This is a genomic window from Phenylobacterium sp. (assembly GCF_965284355.1).
Classification (GTDB): Bacteria; Pseudomonadota; Alphaproteobacteria; order Caulobacterales; family Caulobacteraceae; genus Phenylobacterium.
In genome coordinates, this window is record NZ_OZ260078.1 from 39341 (window position 1) to 56484 (window position 17144).

Sequence of the window (17144 nt, forward strand, 5' to 3'; positions counted from 1 at the left end):
CGCAGGCCGGCGATTCAACCGTCTTCCGTGTAGCAAAGCAGGGTGAGCCCTGCGAGCGCGGCGACGACCGCCGGCGCCCAGGCCGCCGCAAACAGCGGGATGATGTCGGCTTTCGCCAGCGCGCCCGCAAACTGGTTGAAGAAGAACAGCACGAACCCCAGCGCCACGCCGGCCCCCGCCAGGCCGGCCAGTCCGCCAAGCCGGGTGAGTCGCAGCGAGAAAGCCGCCGCCAGCACGGCCATCGCCGCGAAGAGCAGCGGCGTCGCCAGCAGCTGGTGGAAACGCAACCTGTAGCCCGAGGCCGAGAACCCGGCCTGTTCGGTCAGCTGGATCGCCTTGGGCAGCCGCCAGAACGCGATCGCTTCGGGCGAGGCCAGGCTCTCCATCGCCGCCTCGGCGTCCAGGGTCGAGCGGATGGTCAGGGTGTCGGACCGAATCGACGAGTCGCCGGCCGTCGCTTCGCGCACGTCCTTCAGGCGCCAGAAGCCCGGCATCAGGGTCGCTTCGCTGGCCTCAAGGCGTCGCCGGAATTCCGGCTGCCCCTTGGCGTTCTTCTCGTAGATGAACAGCGAGACGCCGCGCAGCGTCACAGCCCCCTGCCGGGCGTCGCGGGCCTTGGCGTGGATCACGATCTGGCTGGTGTCGTCGCCCTGGCGCAGCCAGATGTCCTTGGGCTGGTCGCCCAGATAGTTGGCCATCAGGCGCGCGCGCTGCAGCTCGAACTGGCCATTCATGGCGGCCGCCATCGGGTTCACCCCCGCCACCACCACCACACCCAGCGCCATGGCCGCGGCGGCCGACGGCAGGATGAAGCGCCAGGCCGAGACGCCCGCGGCCCGCATGGCGACCAGTTCGCTACGGCGGTTCAGGCCGACGAAGGCAGTGATCCCGCCGAACAGGAAACAGAACGGCAGCAGGATCTGAACCAGCGACGGCAGTCGTAGCATCGTCAGCTGCAGGATGCTGCTGGCGCCCACGTCGGCCCGCGTGCCCACCTGGCTGGACAGCTCGACGAACTGGATCAGCATCACCACCGACGACAGGATCGCCAGCCAGATCAGCACGCCCAGCAGGGTGTAGCCCACCACGTAGCGCTCGATGCGTCCCAGCCCCATCACGCGCGGGCCCCGGCGCGACCGGCCAGCTGGAGCGGCCGCTTGGTGATGTCGATGTGGCGGCTGACCTTGCCGCGGAAGATCTGGGCCAGAGCCGCCCAGATCGTGATCAGCGGCACGAGATACTGCAGCACGTTCAGCCACGCCTCGTCCTCGGCGCCGGACTGCACGAGGAAGCCCACGAGTCGTACGCCCGCCGCGACGGCCCCCATGGTGGCGATGCGCCGCCCGTAGCCCAGCCGCGAGAAGCCGCCCCCGATGATGGCGTTCAAGGCCAGCGCCATGAAGGCGATATTGTAGAGCGGCGAGGCGATCCGGGCGTTGCCCTCGGCCAGCAGGTCCAGCCGGTTCTTGCGCTCCCAGTCCTGCTGCAGGTCGGGGAAGAACAGCTCGTGCAGGTAGCGGTCCGACGGCTTGTAGTGGATCAGCTCGTCGGCGCGGGCGAGGGGAGCCAGGTCGAAGATGTATTCGTCGAAGGTCAGGTAGTTCAGGACGCCGCGGCTGGAGAACTCCTGGTTCGTGCCGTTGGTCATGAACAGCACCGGCCGGCCCTGGGCGCGGCCCACGCGGCCCTGCTCGGCGGTATAGGTGGTGGTGGCCCCATCGGGCTTGATCTGGTGGATGAACAGGTTGCGCAGGTTGCCCTGGCCATCGACGCTCTGAGCATAGACGGTCAGGCCCGGGGTCGGCTCGGTGAACTCGCCCTCGCGCACCAGAGTGGCGGCCAGATCGGTCCTGACCTCGAACAGTTCCTGTCGCAACGTCCGGAACGACAGTGGCTGGACGAAGATGTTCATCAGCAGCGCCAGGAAGGCGACGGTGCAGGCCAGTCGGATCGCCGGCGAGATCACCCGCCAGCGGCTCATCCCGCCCGCGAAGCAGACGACGATCTCCTGCTCGGTGTGCAGTCGGTTCAGCGCGACCAGGGCGGCCACGAACACTGCGATCGGCAGGATCAGGTTGATGAGCTGCGGCATGTACAGCAGCGTCACCTTCAGGAACACGAGCGCGCTCTGGCGCTGGTTCACGATCAGGTCGAGACCGGCAAGGCTCTGCGAGAGCAGCGCTACAGCCGTGAGCGCCAGGGTGGCCAGGGCCACCGGCCCCATCAGCTGGCGCAGGAGATATCGGTCGATCAGGCGCATCAGTGCAAAAAACGGCCTAGGCTGAGATTGGGCGCGCCCCGTCCGCGGACCTGTTCTAAACCATGCGTCGCCCCGCCGCACAACTCACCGTGGCTGTGGCGAAAGTGAGCCCGAGAGAGAACACGGAAGATGGATATCCAGTTCGTTGCGGCCGACGCCGCCATCGCTGCCGGAACGGCAGTGGCCCGCATTGTCTTCGAAGGCGACACCCATGACGGCGCCATTGGCCAGGCGGTTTCGGCCAGCCGGTTCACCGGCGGCAAGGGGCAGACGCTGGATATCCCGGCGCCTCAAGGCCTGGCTGCGGCGCGCCTAGTGCTGGTGGGCGCCGGCAAGCGCGACGCCTTCGACCTCATCGGCGCCGAGCACGCGGCGGCCACGGGCTATAACGCCGTGAAGGCCTCGGGCCTCGAAACCCTGCGGGTGGACGTCTCCGGCGGCGCCGATCTGGCCGCCCACGCCGCCCTGGGCGTGCGTCTGGCGAGCTACCGATTCGACAAGTACCGGACCAAGGAAAAGGCCGACAAGAAGCCGTCCATCACCAAGACCCTGGTGGCCACGGCGGACCCGGACGCGGCGCTGGCGGCGTTCCCCGACCTGGCGGCGCTGGCCGACGCCATCAGCTTCACCCGCGACCTGGTCTCAGAGCCGCCGAACGTCCTCTACCCCGCCGAGTTCGCTTCCCGGGTGAAGGCGCTGGAATCCCTGGGCCTGGAGATCGAGGTCCTGGGCGAGGCCGAGATGATGAAGCTGGGCATGGGCTCGCTGCTGGCCGTGGGCCAGGGCAGCATTCGTGAGAGCCAGCTGGTGATCGCGCGTTGGAACGGCGCGGACGACAAGTCGGCCCAGCCCGTGGCCTTCGTCGGCAAGGGCGTGTGCTTCGACACCGGCGGTATCTCGATCAAGCCCGCCGACGGCATGGAGGACATGAAGTGGGACATGGGCGGCGCGGGCACGGTGGCCGGCGTCATGCACGTTCTGGCCGCCCGCAAGGCCAAGGTGAACGCGGTCGGCATCCTGGGCCTCGTCGAGAACATGCCCGACGGCAACGCCTATCGCCCCGGCGACGTGCTGACCTCGATGTCGGGCCAGACGATCGAGGTGGTGAACACCGACGCCGAGGGCCGCCTCGTGCTGGCCGACGCGCTCTGGTACTGCCAGGACCGCTTCAAGCCCAAGTTCATGGTCGACTTGGCCACCCTGACCGGCGCGATCATCATCTCGCTGGGCAACGACTATGCGGGCTGCTTCTCGAACAACGACGAGCTGGCGGGCAACCTGCTGGACGCCGCCAAGAGCGAGGACGAGGGCCTGTGGCGCATGCCGATGCCCGACGCCTACAACAAGCAGATCGACTCGATGATCGCCGACATGAAGAACACCGGCGGCCGGCCGGGCGGCTCGATCACCGCGGCGCTGTTCCTCAAGCGCTATGTGAACGACGTCCCGTGGGCGCACCTCGATATCGCGTCGACCGCCTGGAAGAAGCCGTCCTCGGTCCCGACCATCCCGGACGGCGCCGTCGGCTACGGCATCCGGCTGCTGAACCGCATGGTGCGGGACAAGTACGAGGGCTGAGGTGTCCGCCAAGGATCCAGCGGGGGCCGCCGCCTGCGAGGTCTGGTTCTATCACCTGGAACGCACCGGGCTGGACCAGGCCTTGCCGGAGCTCCTCGAGAAGACCCTGCAGCGGGGCTGGAAGGCCATCGTGCGCTCGTCGGCGCCCGAGCGGATCGAGCACCTGGACGGCTGGCTCTGGTCCTACCGCGACGAGAGCTTCCTGCCGCATGCGCCGGCCGACGAACCGGGCGCCGCGCGCCAGCCGATCCTGCTGACGACGGGTGTCGAGAACGCCAACGCCGCCGACGCGCTGTTCCTGGTGGATGGCGCCGAGCCCGGCGAACTGGCGGCCTTCAAACGCTGCGTCGTGCTGTTCGACGGCAATGACGATGACCAGCTGCGGAACGCCCGGGCGCAGTGGAGCGCTGTGAAGGCAAGAGGCCTGCCGGTCTCGTACTGGAAGCAGCAGGCGCGCGGATGGGAGAAGCAGGCTTGAGGCGGGTGATCCTTCTGGCGAGCCTTCTGGCGTTGGCGGCTTGTTCGACACCGCAGGACACCCCGCCGCTCGCGCCGCCGCCACCTTTCGCCCAGGTCGCGCCGCCTCGCGAGCCTGAGCGCCCCGTCGTCGTCGACGCCTGCAACGCCGCCGCGCACCGCCACCTGATCGGTCGACCGCGCTCAGAGATCCCGGTGCCGGTGCAACCCAACCTGCAGCGCGTGCTCTGCACCACCTGCCCGATGACCATGGATCACAATCCCAACCGCCTGAACTTCCTGTTCGACGCCGGCTCTGGGAAAATCACCGAGGTTCGCTGCGGCTAGGGCAGGGTGAGCCCCAGCTCCTGCAGCAGGCTGATCCAGGCCGCGCGGCCCTTGTTCCGATCAAATGCCGCGACCGCCGTCGCCCGCGCCGCGGCGCGCATTCCGGCTGACTCCGCAGGGCTGCGGCATGCGGCGATCAACGCGTCCGACAGGGCGTCGACGTCGAAGAACGGCAGGAGGCGGCCGTTGACGCCGTCCTCGATCGCATCGTGCAGCGGCGGCGTGTCCGAACCGATCACGTAGCAGCCGGACGCCATCGCCTCGACCAGCGACCACGAGAGGACGAAGGGATAGGTGTAGTAGACGTGCGCCACGCCCAGCCTCAGCGCCGCCAGCATCCGGGCGTGGGCGACGCGGCCCAGGAAGTTCACCCGGGCCGGATCGTAGTCCACGCCGTCGAAGCAGACATCGCGCCACGTGCGGCCCTCGGGCGCCGAGCCGCCGTAGGCTCGCTTGTCGGTGTCGCCGACGATCAGCACCTGGGCGTCCGGAACCTCACGGAGCAACCGTGGAAGGGCGCGGGCCAGGATGTGCAGACCCCGCAGCGGCTCCATGTTGTTGTTCACGTGCGTGATCACCGGTGTGCCCGGCGCAATCACGCGTCCGTCGTCGAGGGCGAAGGATTCGGCCGGCGCCGGGCGGATCGCATCGACGTCCACACCTTCGTGGATGACGCGGACCCGATCACGGAAGGCCGCGGGCAGCGCGGCGGCCTGGAACTCGGTCGGCGAGACGATGGCGTCGGCTTCGGCGTAGGCCAGAGCCATCACCGCGTTCTTGGCCTCGGCCTTGAAGACCGACTCCGGCTCGAAGGGGAAGAACTCGGTGTCGAAGCCCACGTCCAGGCCACGACCGCGATAGTAGAACTCGGCGAAGGCGACCTGCTTCGCGTTCGGAAACACCTCCCGCAGGAAGGTCATCTCGCCCCAGCCCGGGTGGCCTACGATAACCTCTGGATCCCAGCCGTCGTTCTGTAGCGCCCGCGCGGCTTCGTAGGCGCTTCGGCCGCGCAGCAGGTCGGCCTCGGCACGGACGGCCAGAGGATAGATCCCCGGCGTCGAGCCGCGGGGCAGCGTGTAGCGGGCGGTCCGCACGGCGCCCATGACGCCGGCATGATCCTGGGCGATCGCGCAGCACGGCGCGCCGCGCGCCACGAGCCCTGCGGCTAGGTCCCGGAACTGGGCGGGGAAGTTGTTGTGAACGAACAGGACGCCGCGCGGCATCGCAGGGCTTTAGCGTGGCCCGCCTGCCCACGCCAAGGCCTCGAGGGCATCCTGCTTCAGCCGTCCGGGGTGGGCGGCCCCGCTGCCTGCTCACGCGGCCTGTTCGCTCGCCCGCCGTCGCCACGGGGCCGCGCACATGGCTACCGCGCTCGTGGCGAGAGCCCCGGGCCGAGAGGCCGCCAACTCTAGCCACCAGTTGGGTCCAGTCCGCCGGCGCGGGCGCCCTCGCGTCATCCAAGTGTCATCCACGGCTTGCCTGCCGCCCCGACGAAGCGTATTCATATGGCGAATTAAAGTTCGTAATCCGAATAACGAACAAGGGGAAGGGAAACAGGATGGCGAGTTCCGAGCTTTCGAAGCTGTTGGTGGGAGGCGCGAGCCTCGTGGCGCTGCTGGCCGGCGCGCCGGCCGCCCATGCCCAGGCTGCGGCCTCCGGCCGCGCGGCCGATGAGACCATCGACGAGGTCGTGGTGACGGGCAGCCGGATCCAGAACTCCGGCATGACCTCGCCGACGCCGCTGACGGTGCTGAACGCGGACCAGTTCAAGCAGACCGCCCCGTCATCCGTGGATGACATCATCGCCCAGCTGCCGGCGATGCGCATGAACTCGGGCCCCAACCAGGTGCAGCGGAACGCCGGCTCGATCTCGACCGCCCAGAGCGTGACCAACCTGCGCGGCCTGGGCGGCCAGCGCACCCTGATGCTGATCGACGGCCAGCGGCCGGTGCCGACCAATGCGCAGGGCACCACCAGCACCAGCATCATTCCCGTCGAGCTCGTGCGGCGGCTCGAGGTGGTCACCGGCGGCGCGTCGGCCGCCTATGGCTCGGACGCGGTCGCCGGGGTCGTCAACTTCATCCTGAAGGACAAGATCGAGGGCCTGCAGGGCTCGGTCTACGCCGGCCGCTCGATGCGCGGCGACAACAACGAGATCGGCTTCAGCCTGGCCACCGGCCTGTCGCTGATGGACGACCGACTGCGGATCATCGCGGGTGGCGACTACAACGACAATGACGGCGTCGGGAACATCTACAGCCGCGGCTGGAGCGAGGTGGAGCCGGGCAACTCGGGAAATCCGCTGTCGTTCGGCGCAGCGCGTCCTGCCGGCACGCCGGCGTTCGGCTGGGCCAACGGCGTCGAGTACGCGACCCAGACTCCGGGCGGCGTGATCAACACGGCCCGGACGGCGACGGGCGCCACCAGCACGCTCTTGAATCAGTTCGCCTTCGCCGGCGACGGCAGCCTCTACCGTCTGGTCCGAGGCCCGGTGTTCGGCAACCTGATGATCAACTCATCGAGCAACCCGATCGCGACGCCGATCGCCCAGTGGAACCTCAAGCAGCCGCTGGAGCAGCTCTCGACGATGGCGAAGGCCGTCTACGACGTGAACGAGGCGACCACCGCCTGGGCCCAGGCCAGCTATGCGTGGGCCAACGTCTTCACGCTGTCGCAGTACCACCAGACGCCCACCGTCACGATCCTGCAGAGCAACCCTTACCTGCCGAACCAGGTGCGGACCCTGATGGCGGCCAACAACATCGCCTCGTTCGACATGGGCCGCGTCGACACCGAGTGGCTGGGGACCTCTGGCGACAACACCTACTGGACCTTCCAGGCCTCTGCCGGGCTCAAGGGCAAGGTGTTCGAGACGTTCAACTGGGATCTCTCGTACAACTACGGCAAGTCGGTCATCGACTCGAAGATCTACGGCACCCGCGAAGCGAACCTGGCGGCCGCCGAGTACGCGGTCCTGGACGCCGCGGGCAACATCGTCTGCGGCCCGATCGCGACCAATCCGAACTTCGCCACGAACCGGCTGACCAACACCATCCAGCCGGGCCTGGTCCAGCCTGGGTGCGTGCCCCTGAATCCGTTCGGCGCGGGCAACGTCTCGCAGGCGGCGCGCGACTACGTGGCGGGCCTGGAGTTCACCCGGAACGATATCATCCGCCACGACCTGGCGCTGAACATCGGCGGGACGCTCTTCGACCTGCCGGCCGGGGCGGTGGCGTTCGCCGCGGGCGCCGAGTACCGCCGCGACACCCTGGAGCAGACGGCCGATCCGCTGCAGATCCTCGGGCTCTACTCGTCGGGCAACAACAAGTCCTACTCGGGCAAGAACAACGTCAAGGAGGCGTATGCCGAGGTCGAGGTCCCGCTTCTGAAGGATATGACCGGCTTCGAGGCGCTGGGGGTGAACGCCGCCGTCCGGCGCACCGACTACAAGACCAGCGGCGCGGTCACGACCTGGAAGCTCGGCGGAACGTGGGAGCCCATCGACGGCGTCCTGTTGCGCATCACCCGCTCGCGAGACATCCGCGCGCCGTCGCTGTCGGAACTGTTCTCGCTGGGCGGCATCTCGGCCACGGGCTCGTTCGTGAACCCGTTCAACGGCCAGTCGGCCCGACTGCCGGTGCAAACCACGGGAAACCCGGACCTCGTGCCGGAGCGGGCCGACACCTTCTCGTTCGGCGCGACGTGGCAGGCGCGCGGGGGCCCGCTCACCGGGCTGCGGCTGTCGGCCGACTACTACAACATCAAGATCAAGGACGTGATCGCGTCGGTCGGCGCCACGGACATTCTGCAGCGCTGCTTCCAGAAGGTGACGACCTACTGCTCGGCGATCACGTTCGACAATTCGGCGTTCGGGATTGCGAAGGTCTTCACCCAGCCCTTCAACCAGTCGATCCTTGAGGCCGAGGGCGTCGATTTCGAGGTGGGATATCGAACCGACCTGGAGGCCCTGAACCTGCCGGGTTCGCTGGACCTCAACCTCTATGTCACGCACCTGGCCCACCTGAAGACGACGGACCGTCCCGGCCCGTTGGGCATTACGGTGGACAACGCAGGGGTCCAGGCCGGCCAGTCCAAATGGGTCGGAATGGCCTATATCAACTACCGCCTCGAGCCGTTCACGTTGGGGCTTCAGGCGCGCGCCTTCTCGCCGATCCGCTACTCGGCGCTGTTCTTCGGTCCGGGCCAGGACGGCTATGACCCGGCGTTGTCGACCAGCATCAACAAGAACGTCTTCCCGGCCCACGTCTACTTCAACATGAACGGGGCCTACGACTTCGAGCGCTTCGGGAAGAAGTTCCAGCTCTACGCCAACGTCAGCAATCTGCTCGATAAAGACCCGCCCGCCTTCGCTATCGCGGCGATCAACCTGGGCGGCAACCCCTATGACTACGTCGGTCGCACCTTCAAGGTCGGCCTGCGGTTCGGCTTCTGATCGTGGCCCGCGCCAGCTTCCTCCCAGCGCGGGCCGCCATGGTCCTCGGCGCCGCGATCAGTACGATCGCGGTGGCCGAGGCCAGCGCTCAGCTTGTCGACTACGAGCCGGCGGCGAAGGCTACGCCTGTGCAGCAGGACGCCGCCTGGCGACTGGCCTTCCGACCTGGGATGCAGGTCCTGACGCAGACAGTGGGTCAGCTCCGCTCGGGTGTCGCGCCGTCCGTCCAGGCTCAGGTGGACGCCCTGGTCGCCGAAGCCGCGAAGCAATCCGAACCCGAGGCCCGGCGCACGCTTTGGCGCGCGGTGAGCCTGATGGACGGACGCCCCTGGACACCGGATCAGGAGCGTCTGGGCGCCGTGGCGCTGCGGACGCCGAGCCAGATCTGGACTGGCGCGGGCGACGTCCTGACCGCCGAGATGCTCTATCCGGCGACCGGGCCGATGACGTACGCGCTCGACCTCTACGCCAGCCAGCCGACCACATCGGCCACGCCCAAGAAGGGGAGCCTGATCCGGCCGCTGGGGCAGGGGGCTTTGAGCGCCTACCCGACGTCGATCTCGACCCGGTTGGGTGACCTGCCGGACGGCGCCTACCTGTTGATCGCCCGCGTGTCTGCGGGCGCGGCGACCACCGAGATCGTGCAGCCGATCTACCTCGTGCGTGACCTCGACGCGCGCTACACGGCCCTCAAGCGTGAGCTTGCGACGGTGGCCGGACATGAGGAAGCCAAGGCGCTGGCAGAGTATCCCTTCGCGCTCGCCCAGGCGATGAAGGCGGGTCGGCGCGAGGTGGTTTCCTATGACTTTCCGGCCGCGATCAAGCGCTCGTCGGATATCGCGGGGGCGCTGAGGGCAGGTCGTGATCCGGTGCGCCAGGCCACCGGACTCCAGAATCGCGCGCACCGCTTCGCGGAGACCGGCGAACTCATCCCCTACCAGGTGTACGTCCCAACGAACTGGACGCCTGCAAAGCGCTGGCCGCTGGTGGTCGCCCTGCACGGCGCGAACCTGGACGAGACCAACATGCTGGGTCGCGACGGCGGCCGGATGCAGAAGCTGGCCGAACAGCACGGCTTCGTGGTGGTGACCCCACTCGGCTATCGCCTCAACAGCGCCTATGGATCCGAGCGCGGGCTCGCCGGGCTTGCGGGACGCGACATGACTCGCGTCAAACGCAGCGAGCAGGACGTCCTCCAGGTCACCGCCCTGGTCGAGACCGAGTACAACATCGACCCGCGCCGCCGTTACCTGACCGGCAACTCTATGGGCGGCGGCGGCACGTGGTGGATCGGCGGCCGGCACAACCAGATGTGGGCCGCCATCGCCCCCGGCGCCTACGGCGGCGTGATCGCGGAAGACGTCCCGGCCCTCTCGAAACTGCCGATCCGCGTGGTCGTCGGAGAGCGGGACGACCTGATGCTGGACCGTGTCCGCGAGACCATGGCCACCCTCAAGGCCGGGGGTGTGACGCCGGAATATGTGGAGGTTCCCGGCGGCACCCACGCGAGCGCTTTCGAGACCGAGTTGCCGGAGATTTTCAAGTTCTTCGAAAAGCACGCCAAATAGCCCCGGGACGATGATGAGCGAGGGGCCCATGAGCGACGAGAAGAACATCGTGAAGTCGGTGGCGAAGGCGTTTGCCGTCCTTCAGGCCTTCGGTCCGGATGCGACCGAGATGGTGCTGGCGGACGTGGCCCGCGCCGCCCGCCTCGACAACGCCGGCGCCTTCCGCCTGCTCAACACCCTCGTCATGCTGGGCTACGTCGAGCGGGTGCCCGATACGCGGCGCTTCCGGCTCACCTTCAAATGCCTGGACCTCGGCTTCAACGCCATCGCGCGGTCCGATCTCCGCAGCCTTGGCCGACCGCTTCTGCGCGCGATCGTCGGCGAGCGCGTCGAGGCCGCCTCGATCGGCGTGCTCGACGGCCATGAGGTGGTCTACATCGAGCGCATCCAGGCGGGGCTGGAGCGCCTGGCGGTCGACATCCGCGTCGGCAACCGGGTCCCGGCCTTCTCGTCGGCCATCGGCCGGGCGATTCTCTCGCGGATGCCGGTGGACGCCCAGCGCGCGGTGCTCGACGCCAGCCCGCCGCGGCGTCTGACCGATCACACCCTGATCGATATCGACAGCATCCTGGAGCAGATCGCCGAGACCGGCCGCTTGGGCTACGCCTTCTCCGACCAGGAGACGGTCACCGGCCTTCGCGTCATCGCCGCGCCGATCACCGACGTCGACGGCGTGCCGATCGCGGGCCTGAGCGCCGCCGCCCCGGCCTTCGGCCGCACGGTGGACGAGTTCCTTGCCGACGCCCTCGAGCCCACCCGAAACGCCGCCGAACGCCTGTCCGAAGCCGCCCGCGCGGCCGGCGGGATGGCGGCGCACCGACACTCACCCTGACCTTTCACACTTCGGAGCCCTGATCCCGTGCCGCATTCGCTCGACCTAAAGGGACTGATCCCCGCGATCGCCGTCCCGTTCCAAGAAGACTTCAGCATCGATGCGGCAGGGCTTACCCGTTTTGCGCGCTGGCTGGCCGGACAGCGCGGCATCAAGGCGCTGATGACCAACGGTCACACTGGCGAGGTCTTCTCGCTGACACCGGCCGAGCGCACCGAGGTCACCCGGATCACCGTCCAGGCCGTCGACGGCCGCGTGCCGGTCATCTCGTCCATCGTCTGCGAGGGCATCCTGGACGCGGTCGAGCAGGCGAAGGCCGCGAAGGCCGCCGGCGCCTCCGCGCTGGATATCATGCCGCCGCACCACTGGCTGCGGTTCGGCTTCCGGCCCTCGCACGTGATCGACTACTTCAACGCCATCGGCGACGCCTGCGGGCTGCCGCTGGTGGTGCACGTCTACCCGGCCTGGACGAAGGCCTCATTCTCATCAGAGCTGCTCGCAGACCTCGCGCGTCTGGACCATGTGCATGCCTTCAAGATCGGCACGCGCGAGATGAACAAGTACGCCCGTGACCTGAAGGCCATCCGCGCCGCGGCGCCCGACAAGGCGCTGCTGACCTGCCACGACGAGTACCTGCTGGCCTCGATGGTCCAGGGCGTGGACGGCGCGCTGGTCGGCTTCGCTTCGCTCATCCCGGGCCTCATCCAGGACCTGCTGGACGCTGTGGCCGCAGGCGACCTCAAGCGCGCCATGCAGATCCAGGGCGTCATCGATCCGCTCAAGCAGTCGGTCTACGGCGACGGCGAGCCGACGGGCGAGGCGCATGCCTGCATGAAAGCCGCGATGGCCGCCGCCGGGATCTTCGACCGCGCCACGGTGCGCCCGCCCACCATCGCCCCGTCGCCGGACGAACTGGCCCGCATCAAGGCGGCCGTCGAAGGCGCCGGCCTCTCGCAACGCCCTGCGGCCTGAGATGTCCACGTCCGAATCCCGGCCCACGGCGTTGGTGACGGGCAGCCGCTCGGGCATCGGCGCAGCCGTCGCCCGTCGCCTCGCGAGCGCCGGCTGGTCGGTGGTGGGCGTGGACCTGGGCGTCGATGACGGCGCGAGGTGCTTCGCGGCGCAGAAGGTGGTCGACCTGACCGAACCGACGAGCGTGGCGACACTGCTGGCCGAACTGCCGCCGGTGCAGGCGGTGGTTCATGCCGCCGGCTTCATGCGCACCGGCGCGCTGGGCGACCTCGACCCAGCCGACGGGGCGGCGATGTGGGCCGTCCATGTCCAGGCGTTGACCCGGCTGGGCCAGGCGCTGCTGCCGCGCATGGCGCCGGGCGGGCGACTGGTCGCCATCGGCAGTCGCACCAGCGCGGGCGCGGCCGGCAAGAGCCAGTACGCTGCCTGCAAGGCCGCCGTTGTCGCGCTGGTCCGGTCGTGGGCCATCGAGCTGGCGCCGCGCGGGATCACCTGCAACGTCGTAGCGCCGGCGGCCACCGCCACGCCCATGCTGACCCAGGGCGACCGAACGGTCGCTCCCATCACGCCGCCCATCGGGCGGTTCATCGAACCCGACGAGATCGCGGCCTACGTCGCCTTCCTGCTCTCGCCCGACGCCGCGGCGATCACCGGGCAGGAGCTTCTCGTCTGTGGAGGAGCTTCCCTGTGACTGTGATTCTCAAGGCGGGCGTGTCGGTCGATGCGCCCCGCATCGTCGATGTCGTCGAGGTGACCAAGCCGATCGCCTCGCCGATCCGCAACGCGTACATCGACTTCTCCAAGATGACCGCCAGCCTGGTGGCGGTGGTGACCAATGTGGTCCGCGATGGTCGCCGCGTGGTGGGCTACGGCTTCAACTCGAACGGCCGCTACGGTCAGGGCGGGTTGATCCGCGAGCGCTTCGCCGACCGCCTGCGCGAGGCCGATCCGGCTTCGCTGCTGGACGACACGGGCGAGAACCTGGACCCGCACCGGATTTGGGCCACGCTGATGACCAACGAGAAGCCGGGCGGGCATGGCGAGCGCTCCGTCGCGGTCGGCACCATCGACATGGCGGTGTGGGACGCGGTGGCCAAGATCGCGGGCAAGCCGCTGTTCCGGTTGCTTGCCGAGCGCAGCGGACGCGAGGCGAACCCGCGGGTCTTCGTCTATGCCGCCGGCGGCTACTACTATCCGGGCAAGGACGACGACGCCCTGCGCGCCGAGATGCGCAGCTACATCGACCGCGGCTACAACGTCGTGAAAATGAAGATCGGCGGCGAGAGTCCGGATGTTGACCGCCGCCGCATCGAGTCTGTGCTGAATGAGATCGGATCGGACGCCCAGTTGGCGGTCGACGCCAACGGCCGCTTCGATACGCTCACCGCCATCGCTTACGCCAAGGCGCTGCGGGAATATCCGCTGTTCTGGTACGAGGAGGCCGGCGACCCGCTGGACTACCAGCTGCAGGCGGCGCTCGCCGAGTTCTACCCGGGGCCGATGGCCACCGGCGAGAACCTCTTCAGCCACCAGGATGCGCGCAACCTGATCCGCTACGGCGGCATGCGCCCCGACCGCGACTGGCTGCAATTCGACTGCGCGCTCTCGTACGGACTGGTCGAGTACCTGCGAACGCTCGAGGTTCTGGACGCCGCCGGCTGGTCGCCCTCGCGGTGTATCCCGCACGGCGGCCATCAGATGTCGCTCAACATCGCCGCCGGCCTCGGCCTTGGCGGCAACGAGAGCTACCCCGACCTCTTCCAGCCCTACGGCGGTTTCCCTGACGGGGTGAAGGTCGAGGCCGGCCACATCGTCATGCCCGACCTTCCGGGCATCGGCTTCGAGGGCAAGTCGGACCTCATCAAGGTCATGCGCGACCTCGCCGAGTAACGAGAACAGAACCCCTCGGCCAAGCCGAAGGGGAGGGAGAAGACATGGGCGCCCTGACAAGCCGCGAGCTGCTGATCGCCGGATCGGTGATCGCCTACATCCTGCTGACCAGCATCCTGGCGTACGCGCTCCGCAGCCGGACCAGCGCCCAGTTCATGGTGGGCTCGAAAGCGCTGCCGGCGGTGGTTATCGGCGTCCTGCTGATGAGCGAGTTCATCGGTGCGAAGTCGACCGTCGGCACCGCACAGGAGGCCTTCGAAAAGGGCATGGCCGCCGGCTGGTCGGTCCATGCCGCGGCCGTGGGCTTCCTGCTCCTGGGGCTGCTGTTCGCGCGCAAGGTCTACCGAACCCAGCAGCACACGATCTCGGGGATCGTTGAGCAGCGCTACGGCAACGGCGCGCGGATCGTCGTGTCGATCATCATGATATACGCGTTGCTGCTGGTGAACGTTGGCAACTACGTCAGCGGGGCCGCGGCGCTGAGCTCGGCGATCCACACCAACCTGACGATCTCGACCTTCATCATCGCGGCGTTCAGCGCGGTCTACTACGTCTTTGGCGGCCTCAAGAGCATCGCCTACGTGACCGTCCTGCACAGCATCGTGAAGCTGGCCGGGATCGCGATCCTGGTGGCGGTGGCCGCCCAGCTCAGCGGCGGACTCGAGCCGATCCGCAGCACGCTGCCGCCCGAGTACTTCACCCTCGATGGTATGGTCGGGCCGAACAAGATCTTCGCCTGGATCGTCGGCACCGTGGGCGCGATCTTCTCCACCCAGTACATCATCCAGGCCATCGCCTCGAACCGCAACGAGCTGGCCGCGCGCGGTTCTGTGCTGTTCGCGGCGCTTCTGTGCCTGCCGCTGGGGTTTGCGCTGGGCTTCATCGGCGTCGCGGCGCGCTACCTGTACCCAACCCAGGACAGCCTCTACGCGCTGCCGGTCTTCATCGAGAAGATGTCGCCGGCCCTGGCGTCCGTCGTCACCGTTTCGCTGGTGGCCTCGGTCCTGGTCAGCGTGAGCACGGTCGCGCTTGCGACCACGGCGCTGGTCATGAAGGATTTCTATGTCCCCTGGCGCAAGCCCGGCCCCGACGCCGAACTTCGGGCCACCCGCTACATGTCGCTGGCGGTCGGCATGCTGCCGCTGCTCTGCGTGTTCTTCACCCCTCACATTCTGGAGCTGTCGTTCTTCACAAGGGCGCTCAGGCTTTCCATCGCCATCGTCGCCTGTCTGGGCGTCTACCTGCCTTGGCTGGGTTCGCCGCGCACGGCGGTCGCGTCGCTGGTGGCAAGCGGGGTGTGCACCACGGCCTGGTACCTGATGGGCAACCCCTACGGCATCGACAACATGTACGTTGCGGCGGTGGTCCCCGCCCTGGTGCTGGCGGCGGACCGCCTGATCCCGGGATCGCGCGCCGCCGCCAAGGTCCAGGAAAGCAGCCGATGAGCCGCCGCCATCTCGCCGTCGCCTTCGCCCTGGCCGCGGCCTCGACCGCCCACGCGGCTCCGGTCCCCGTGACGGAAGCCGGGACCACCAGCATCCCGGCTCTGGACATCCCCAGCACGCCGCTGATGAGCCGCGAGGGCAACGCCTCCCGTGTCGAGCACATCCTGACCGAGCGGAGCCTGTCCGGCCGGCCGACGAATGAGTTCAACGCCGTCCTGTTCGGGCCCCGCCTCGAGAGGACGAAGGCGGCCTACCCGGTGAAGACCCACGACGCGACCATGGGCGGCGTACCGGTCCGCATCTACGAGCCGCCATCGGGCGCGCCGCAGGCGCCGGTGCTGTTGAACGTTCATGGGGGCGGCTTCGTGGGCTGCTTCATCGAGTGCGGCGGGCTGGAGTCGATCCCCATCGCGGCGCTCACGGGCCTTAGGGTGATCAGCATCGACTACCGCCTGGCGCCCAAGGGACAGTTCCCCGAGGCCAGTCAGGACGTGGCGGCGGTCTACCGTGAGGTCCTGAAGACCACGCCGGCGACGAAGGTCGGTCTGTACGGCTGTTCGGCCGGCGGCCTGCTCACGGCCCAATCCCTGGCCTGGTTCCAGGCTGAGGGCCTCCCGACGCCTGCGGCCGCGGGCGTGTTCTGCGCCGGCGGTGATCCCGGGATGGGCGGCGACTCGCGGATCCTCGGAATGCTGCTGGGCGATGGCGAGGCGCCGGCGATCGGCGCGTCCGGCGGCCCGCGCCTGGGTTACATGCGTTCGGCCAAGGCGGACGACCCGCGCGCCTTTCCGGCCGCCGACCCCGCGACTTTGGGCAGGTTCCCGCCCACCCTCGTGGTCGTCGGAACCCGCGATTTCGCGCTCAGCAGCGCCGTCAGCCTGCACAGCCGCCTTGTCACCGCCGGTGTCGACGCTCGCCTGCACGCCTGGGAGGGTGGCCGCCACGCCTTCTTCTACGACTCCCGCGTGCCGGAAGCGCGCGAGGCTTACGCGGTGATCACGAAGTTCTTCACCGACCGGCTTCGTTGATCCGGATGTTTGGCGACGGGGTGACCGCCACCGCCGGAACCGGCCTGCCGAGCCGACGCGCGCCTGGCGCGCGAAGGCTGGTGCGGATGAGAGGAGTCGAACCTCCACGCCTTGCGGCGCTGGAACCTAAATCCCATGCCTAGGTGCGCCTGTCGCAGCAGCAACCGCCATTTCTCCTAGGCGGAGCCCCCGGAAACGACAGGACTTCGCTGGCTCTGAACCGGAGCCGGCGGTACCTTTCCGGGCCCTTCCGGACATGGAGTCCCCACAAAATCTCCCACAGTCAGTTCCGATGTTGTTCCTGGTTCAAGCGC

The 17144-nt window shown here is 68.4% G+C and carries 14 protein-coding genes and 1 tRNA gene; 11 read left to right on the forward strand and 4 right to left on the reverse strand.

Features of this window, described 5'->3' with window-relative positions:
• Positions 1-14 precede the first annotated feature (14 nt).
• Together lptG and lptF are read right to left on the reverse strand one after the other, a co-directional pair.
• Positions 15-1115 (reverse strand): LPS export ABC transporter permease LptG, encoded by a 1101-nt coding sequence (gene lptG, locus ACQ66R_RS00170; RefSeq protein WP_430426162.1) that lies wholly within the window; start codon positions 1113-1115, stop codon positions 15-17.
• On the reverse strand, positions 1115-2260 hold the full coding sequence (lptF, locus tag ACQ66R_RS00175) for an LPS export ABC transporter permease LptF (protein ID WP_430418154.1): 1146 nt from the start codon (positions 2258-2260) through the stop codon (positions 1115-1117). The genes lptG and lptF overlap by 1 nt, the downstream gene beginning before the upstream one ends.
• Positions 2261-2389: 129 nt before the next feature.
• Between lptF and ACQ66R_RS00180 the strand changes: the two genes are divergently transcribed.
• Genes ACQ66R_RS00180 through ACQ66R_RS00190 form a run of 3 tightly spaced genes read left to right on the forward strand, consistent with a single transcriptional unit; the run spans position 2390 to position 4642 of the window.
• Positions 2390-3838, forward strand: a complete 1449-nt coding sequence (locus tag ACQ66R_RS00180) for a leucyl aminopeptidase (protein WP_430418156.1) — start codon at positions 2390-2392, stop codon at positions 3836-3838.
• Between the two features lies 1 nt (position 3839).
• Complete coding sequence (locus ACQ66R_RS00185) at positions 3840-4316, forward strand: DNA polymerase III subunit chi (RefSeq protein WP_430418158.1); 477 nt, start codon at positions 3840-3842, stop codon at positions 4314-4316.
• Between the two features lie 5 nt (positions 4317-4321).
• Positions 4322-4642: an I78 family peptidase inhibitor gene (locus tag ACQ66R_RS00190; RefSeq protein ID WP_430426164.1), complete on the forward strand. Its 321-nt coding sequence runs from the start codon at positions 4322-4324 to the stop codon at positions 4640-4642.
• On the opposite strand, the gene ACQ66R_RS00195 is transcribed toward ACQ66R_RS00190, so the two are convergent.
• The gene (locus ACQ66R_RS00195) at positions 4639-5865 is read right to left on the reverse strand and encodes a glycosyltransferase (protein ID WP_430418160.1); all 1227 of its coding nucleotides are present in this window, start codon (positions 5863-5865) and stop codon (positions 4639-4641) included. The genes ACQ66R_RS00190 and ACQ66R_RS00195 overlap by 4 nt on opposite strands.
• A gap of 335 nt (positions 5866-6200) precedes the next feature.
• Here ACQ66R_RS00195 and ACQ66R_RS00200 point away from each other — a divergent pair, with 335 nt between their 5' ends.
• Genes ACQ66R_RS00200 through ACQ66R_RS00235 form a run of 8 tightly spaced genes read left to right on the forward strand, consistent with a single transcriptional unit; the run spans position 6201 to position 16830 of the window.
• A complete protein-coding gene (locus ACQ66R_RS00200; protein ID WP_430418162.1) occupies positions 6201-9095 on the forward strand; it encodes a TonB-dependent receptor plug domain-containing protein in 2895 nt (964 codons plus the stop codon).
• Between the two features lie 38 nt (positions 9096-9133).
• The gene (locus ACQ66R_RS00205) at positions 9134-10663 is read left to right on the forward strand and encodes an alpha/beta hydrolase-fold protein (protein ID WP_430418164.1); all 1530 of its coding nucleotides are present in this window, start codon (positions 9134-9136) and stop codon (positions 10661-10663) included.
• A 28-nt stretch (positions 10664-10691) separates the two neighbouring features.
• On the forward strand, positions 10692-11495 hold the full coding sequence (locus ACQ66R_RS00210; protein WP_430418166.1) for an IclR family transcriptional regulator: 804 nt from the start codon (positions 10692-10694) through the stop codon (positions 11493-11495).
• A 27-nt stretch (positions 11496-11522) separates the two neighbouring features.
• Positions 11523-12467, forward strand: a complete 945-nt coding sequence (locus ACQ66R_RS00215) for a dihydrodipicolinate synthase family protein (protein WP_430418167.1) — start codon at positions 11523-11525, stop codon at positions 12465-12467.
• A 1-nt stretch (position 12468) separates the two neighbouring features.
• Positions 12469-13158 carry an SDR family NAD(P)-dependent oxidoreductase gene (locus ACQ66R_RS00220; RefSeq protein ID WP_430418169.1) on the forward strand — a complete coding sequence of 230 codons (690 nt, stop codon included), beginning with the start codon at positions 12469-12471 and terminating at the stop codon, positions 13156-13158.
• A complete protein-coding gene (locus tag ACQ66R_RS00225; protein WP_430418171.1) occupies positions 13155-14357 on the forward strand; it encodes a mandelate racemase/muconate lactonizing enzyme family protein in 1203 nt (400 codons plus the stop codon). The genes ACQ66R_RS00220 and ACQ66R_RS00225 overlap by 4 nt, the downstream gene beginning before the upstream one ends.
• Before the next feature lie 44 nt (positions 14358-14401).
• Entirely contained in the window at positions 14402-15802 is a 1401-nt protein-coding gene (locus ACQ66R_RS00230; RefSeq protein ID WP_430418173.1) for a sodium:solute symporter family protein, read from the forward strand.
• Positions 15799-16830, forward strand: a complete 1032-nt coding sequence (locus ACQ66R_RS00235) for an alpha/beta hydrolase (protein ID WP_430418175.1) — start codon at positions 15799-15801, stop codon at positions 16828-16830. Before ACQ66R_RS00230 ends, ACQ66R_RS00235 begins: the two co-directional genes overlap by 4 nt.
• A gap of 78 nt (positions 16831-16908) precedes the next feature.
• Here the strand turns inward: ACQ66R_RS00235 and ACQ66R_RS00240 are convergent.
• Positions 16909-16998, reverse strand: a tRNA-Leu gene (locus ACQ66R_RS00240).
• Positions 16999-17144 lie beyond the last annotated feature (146 nt).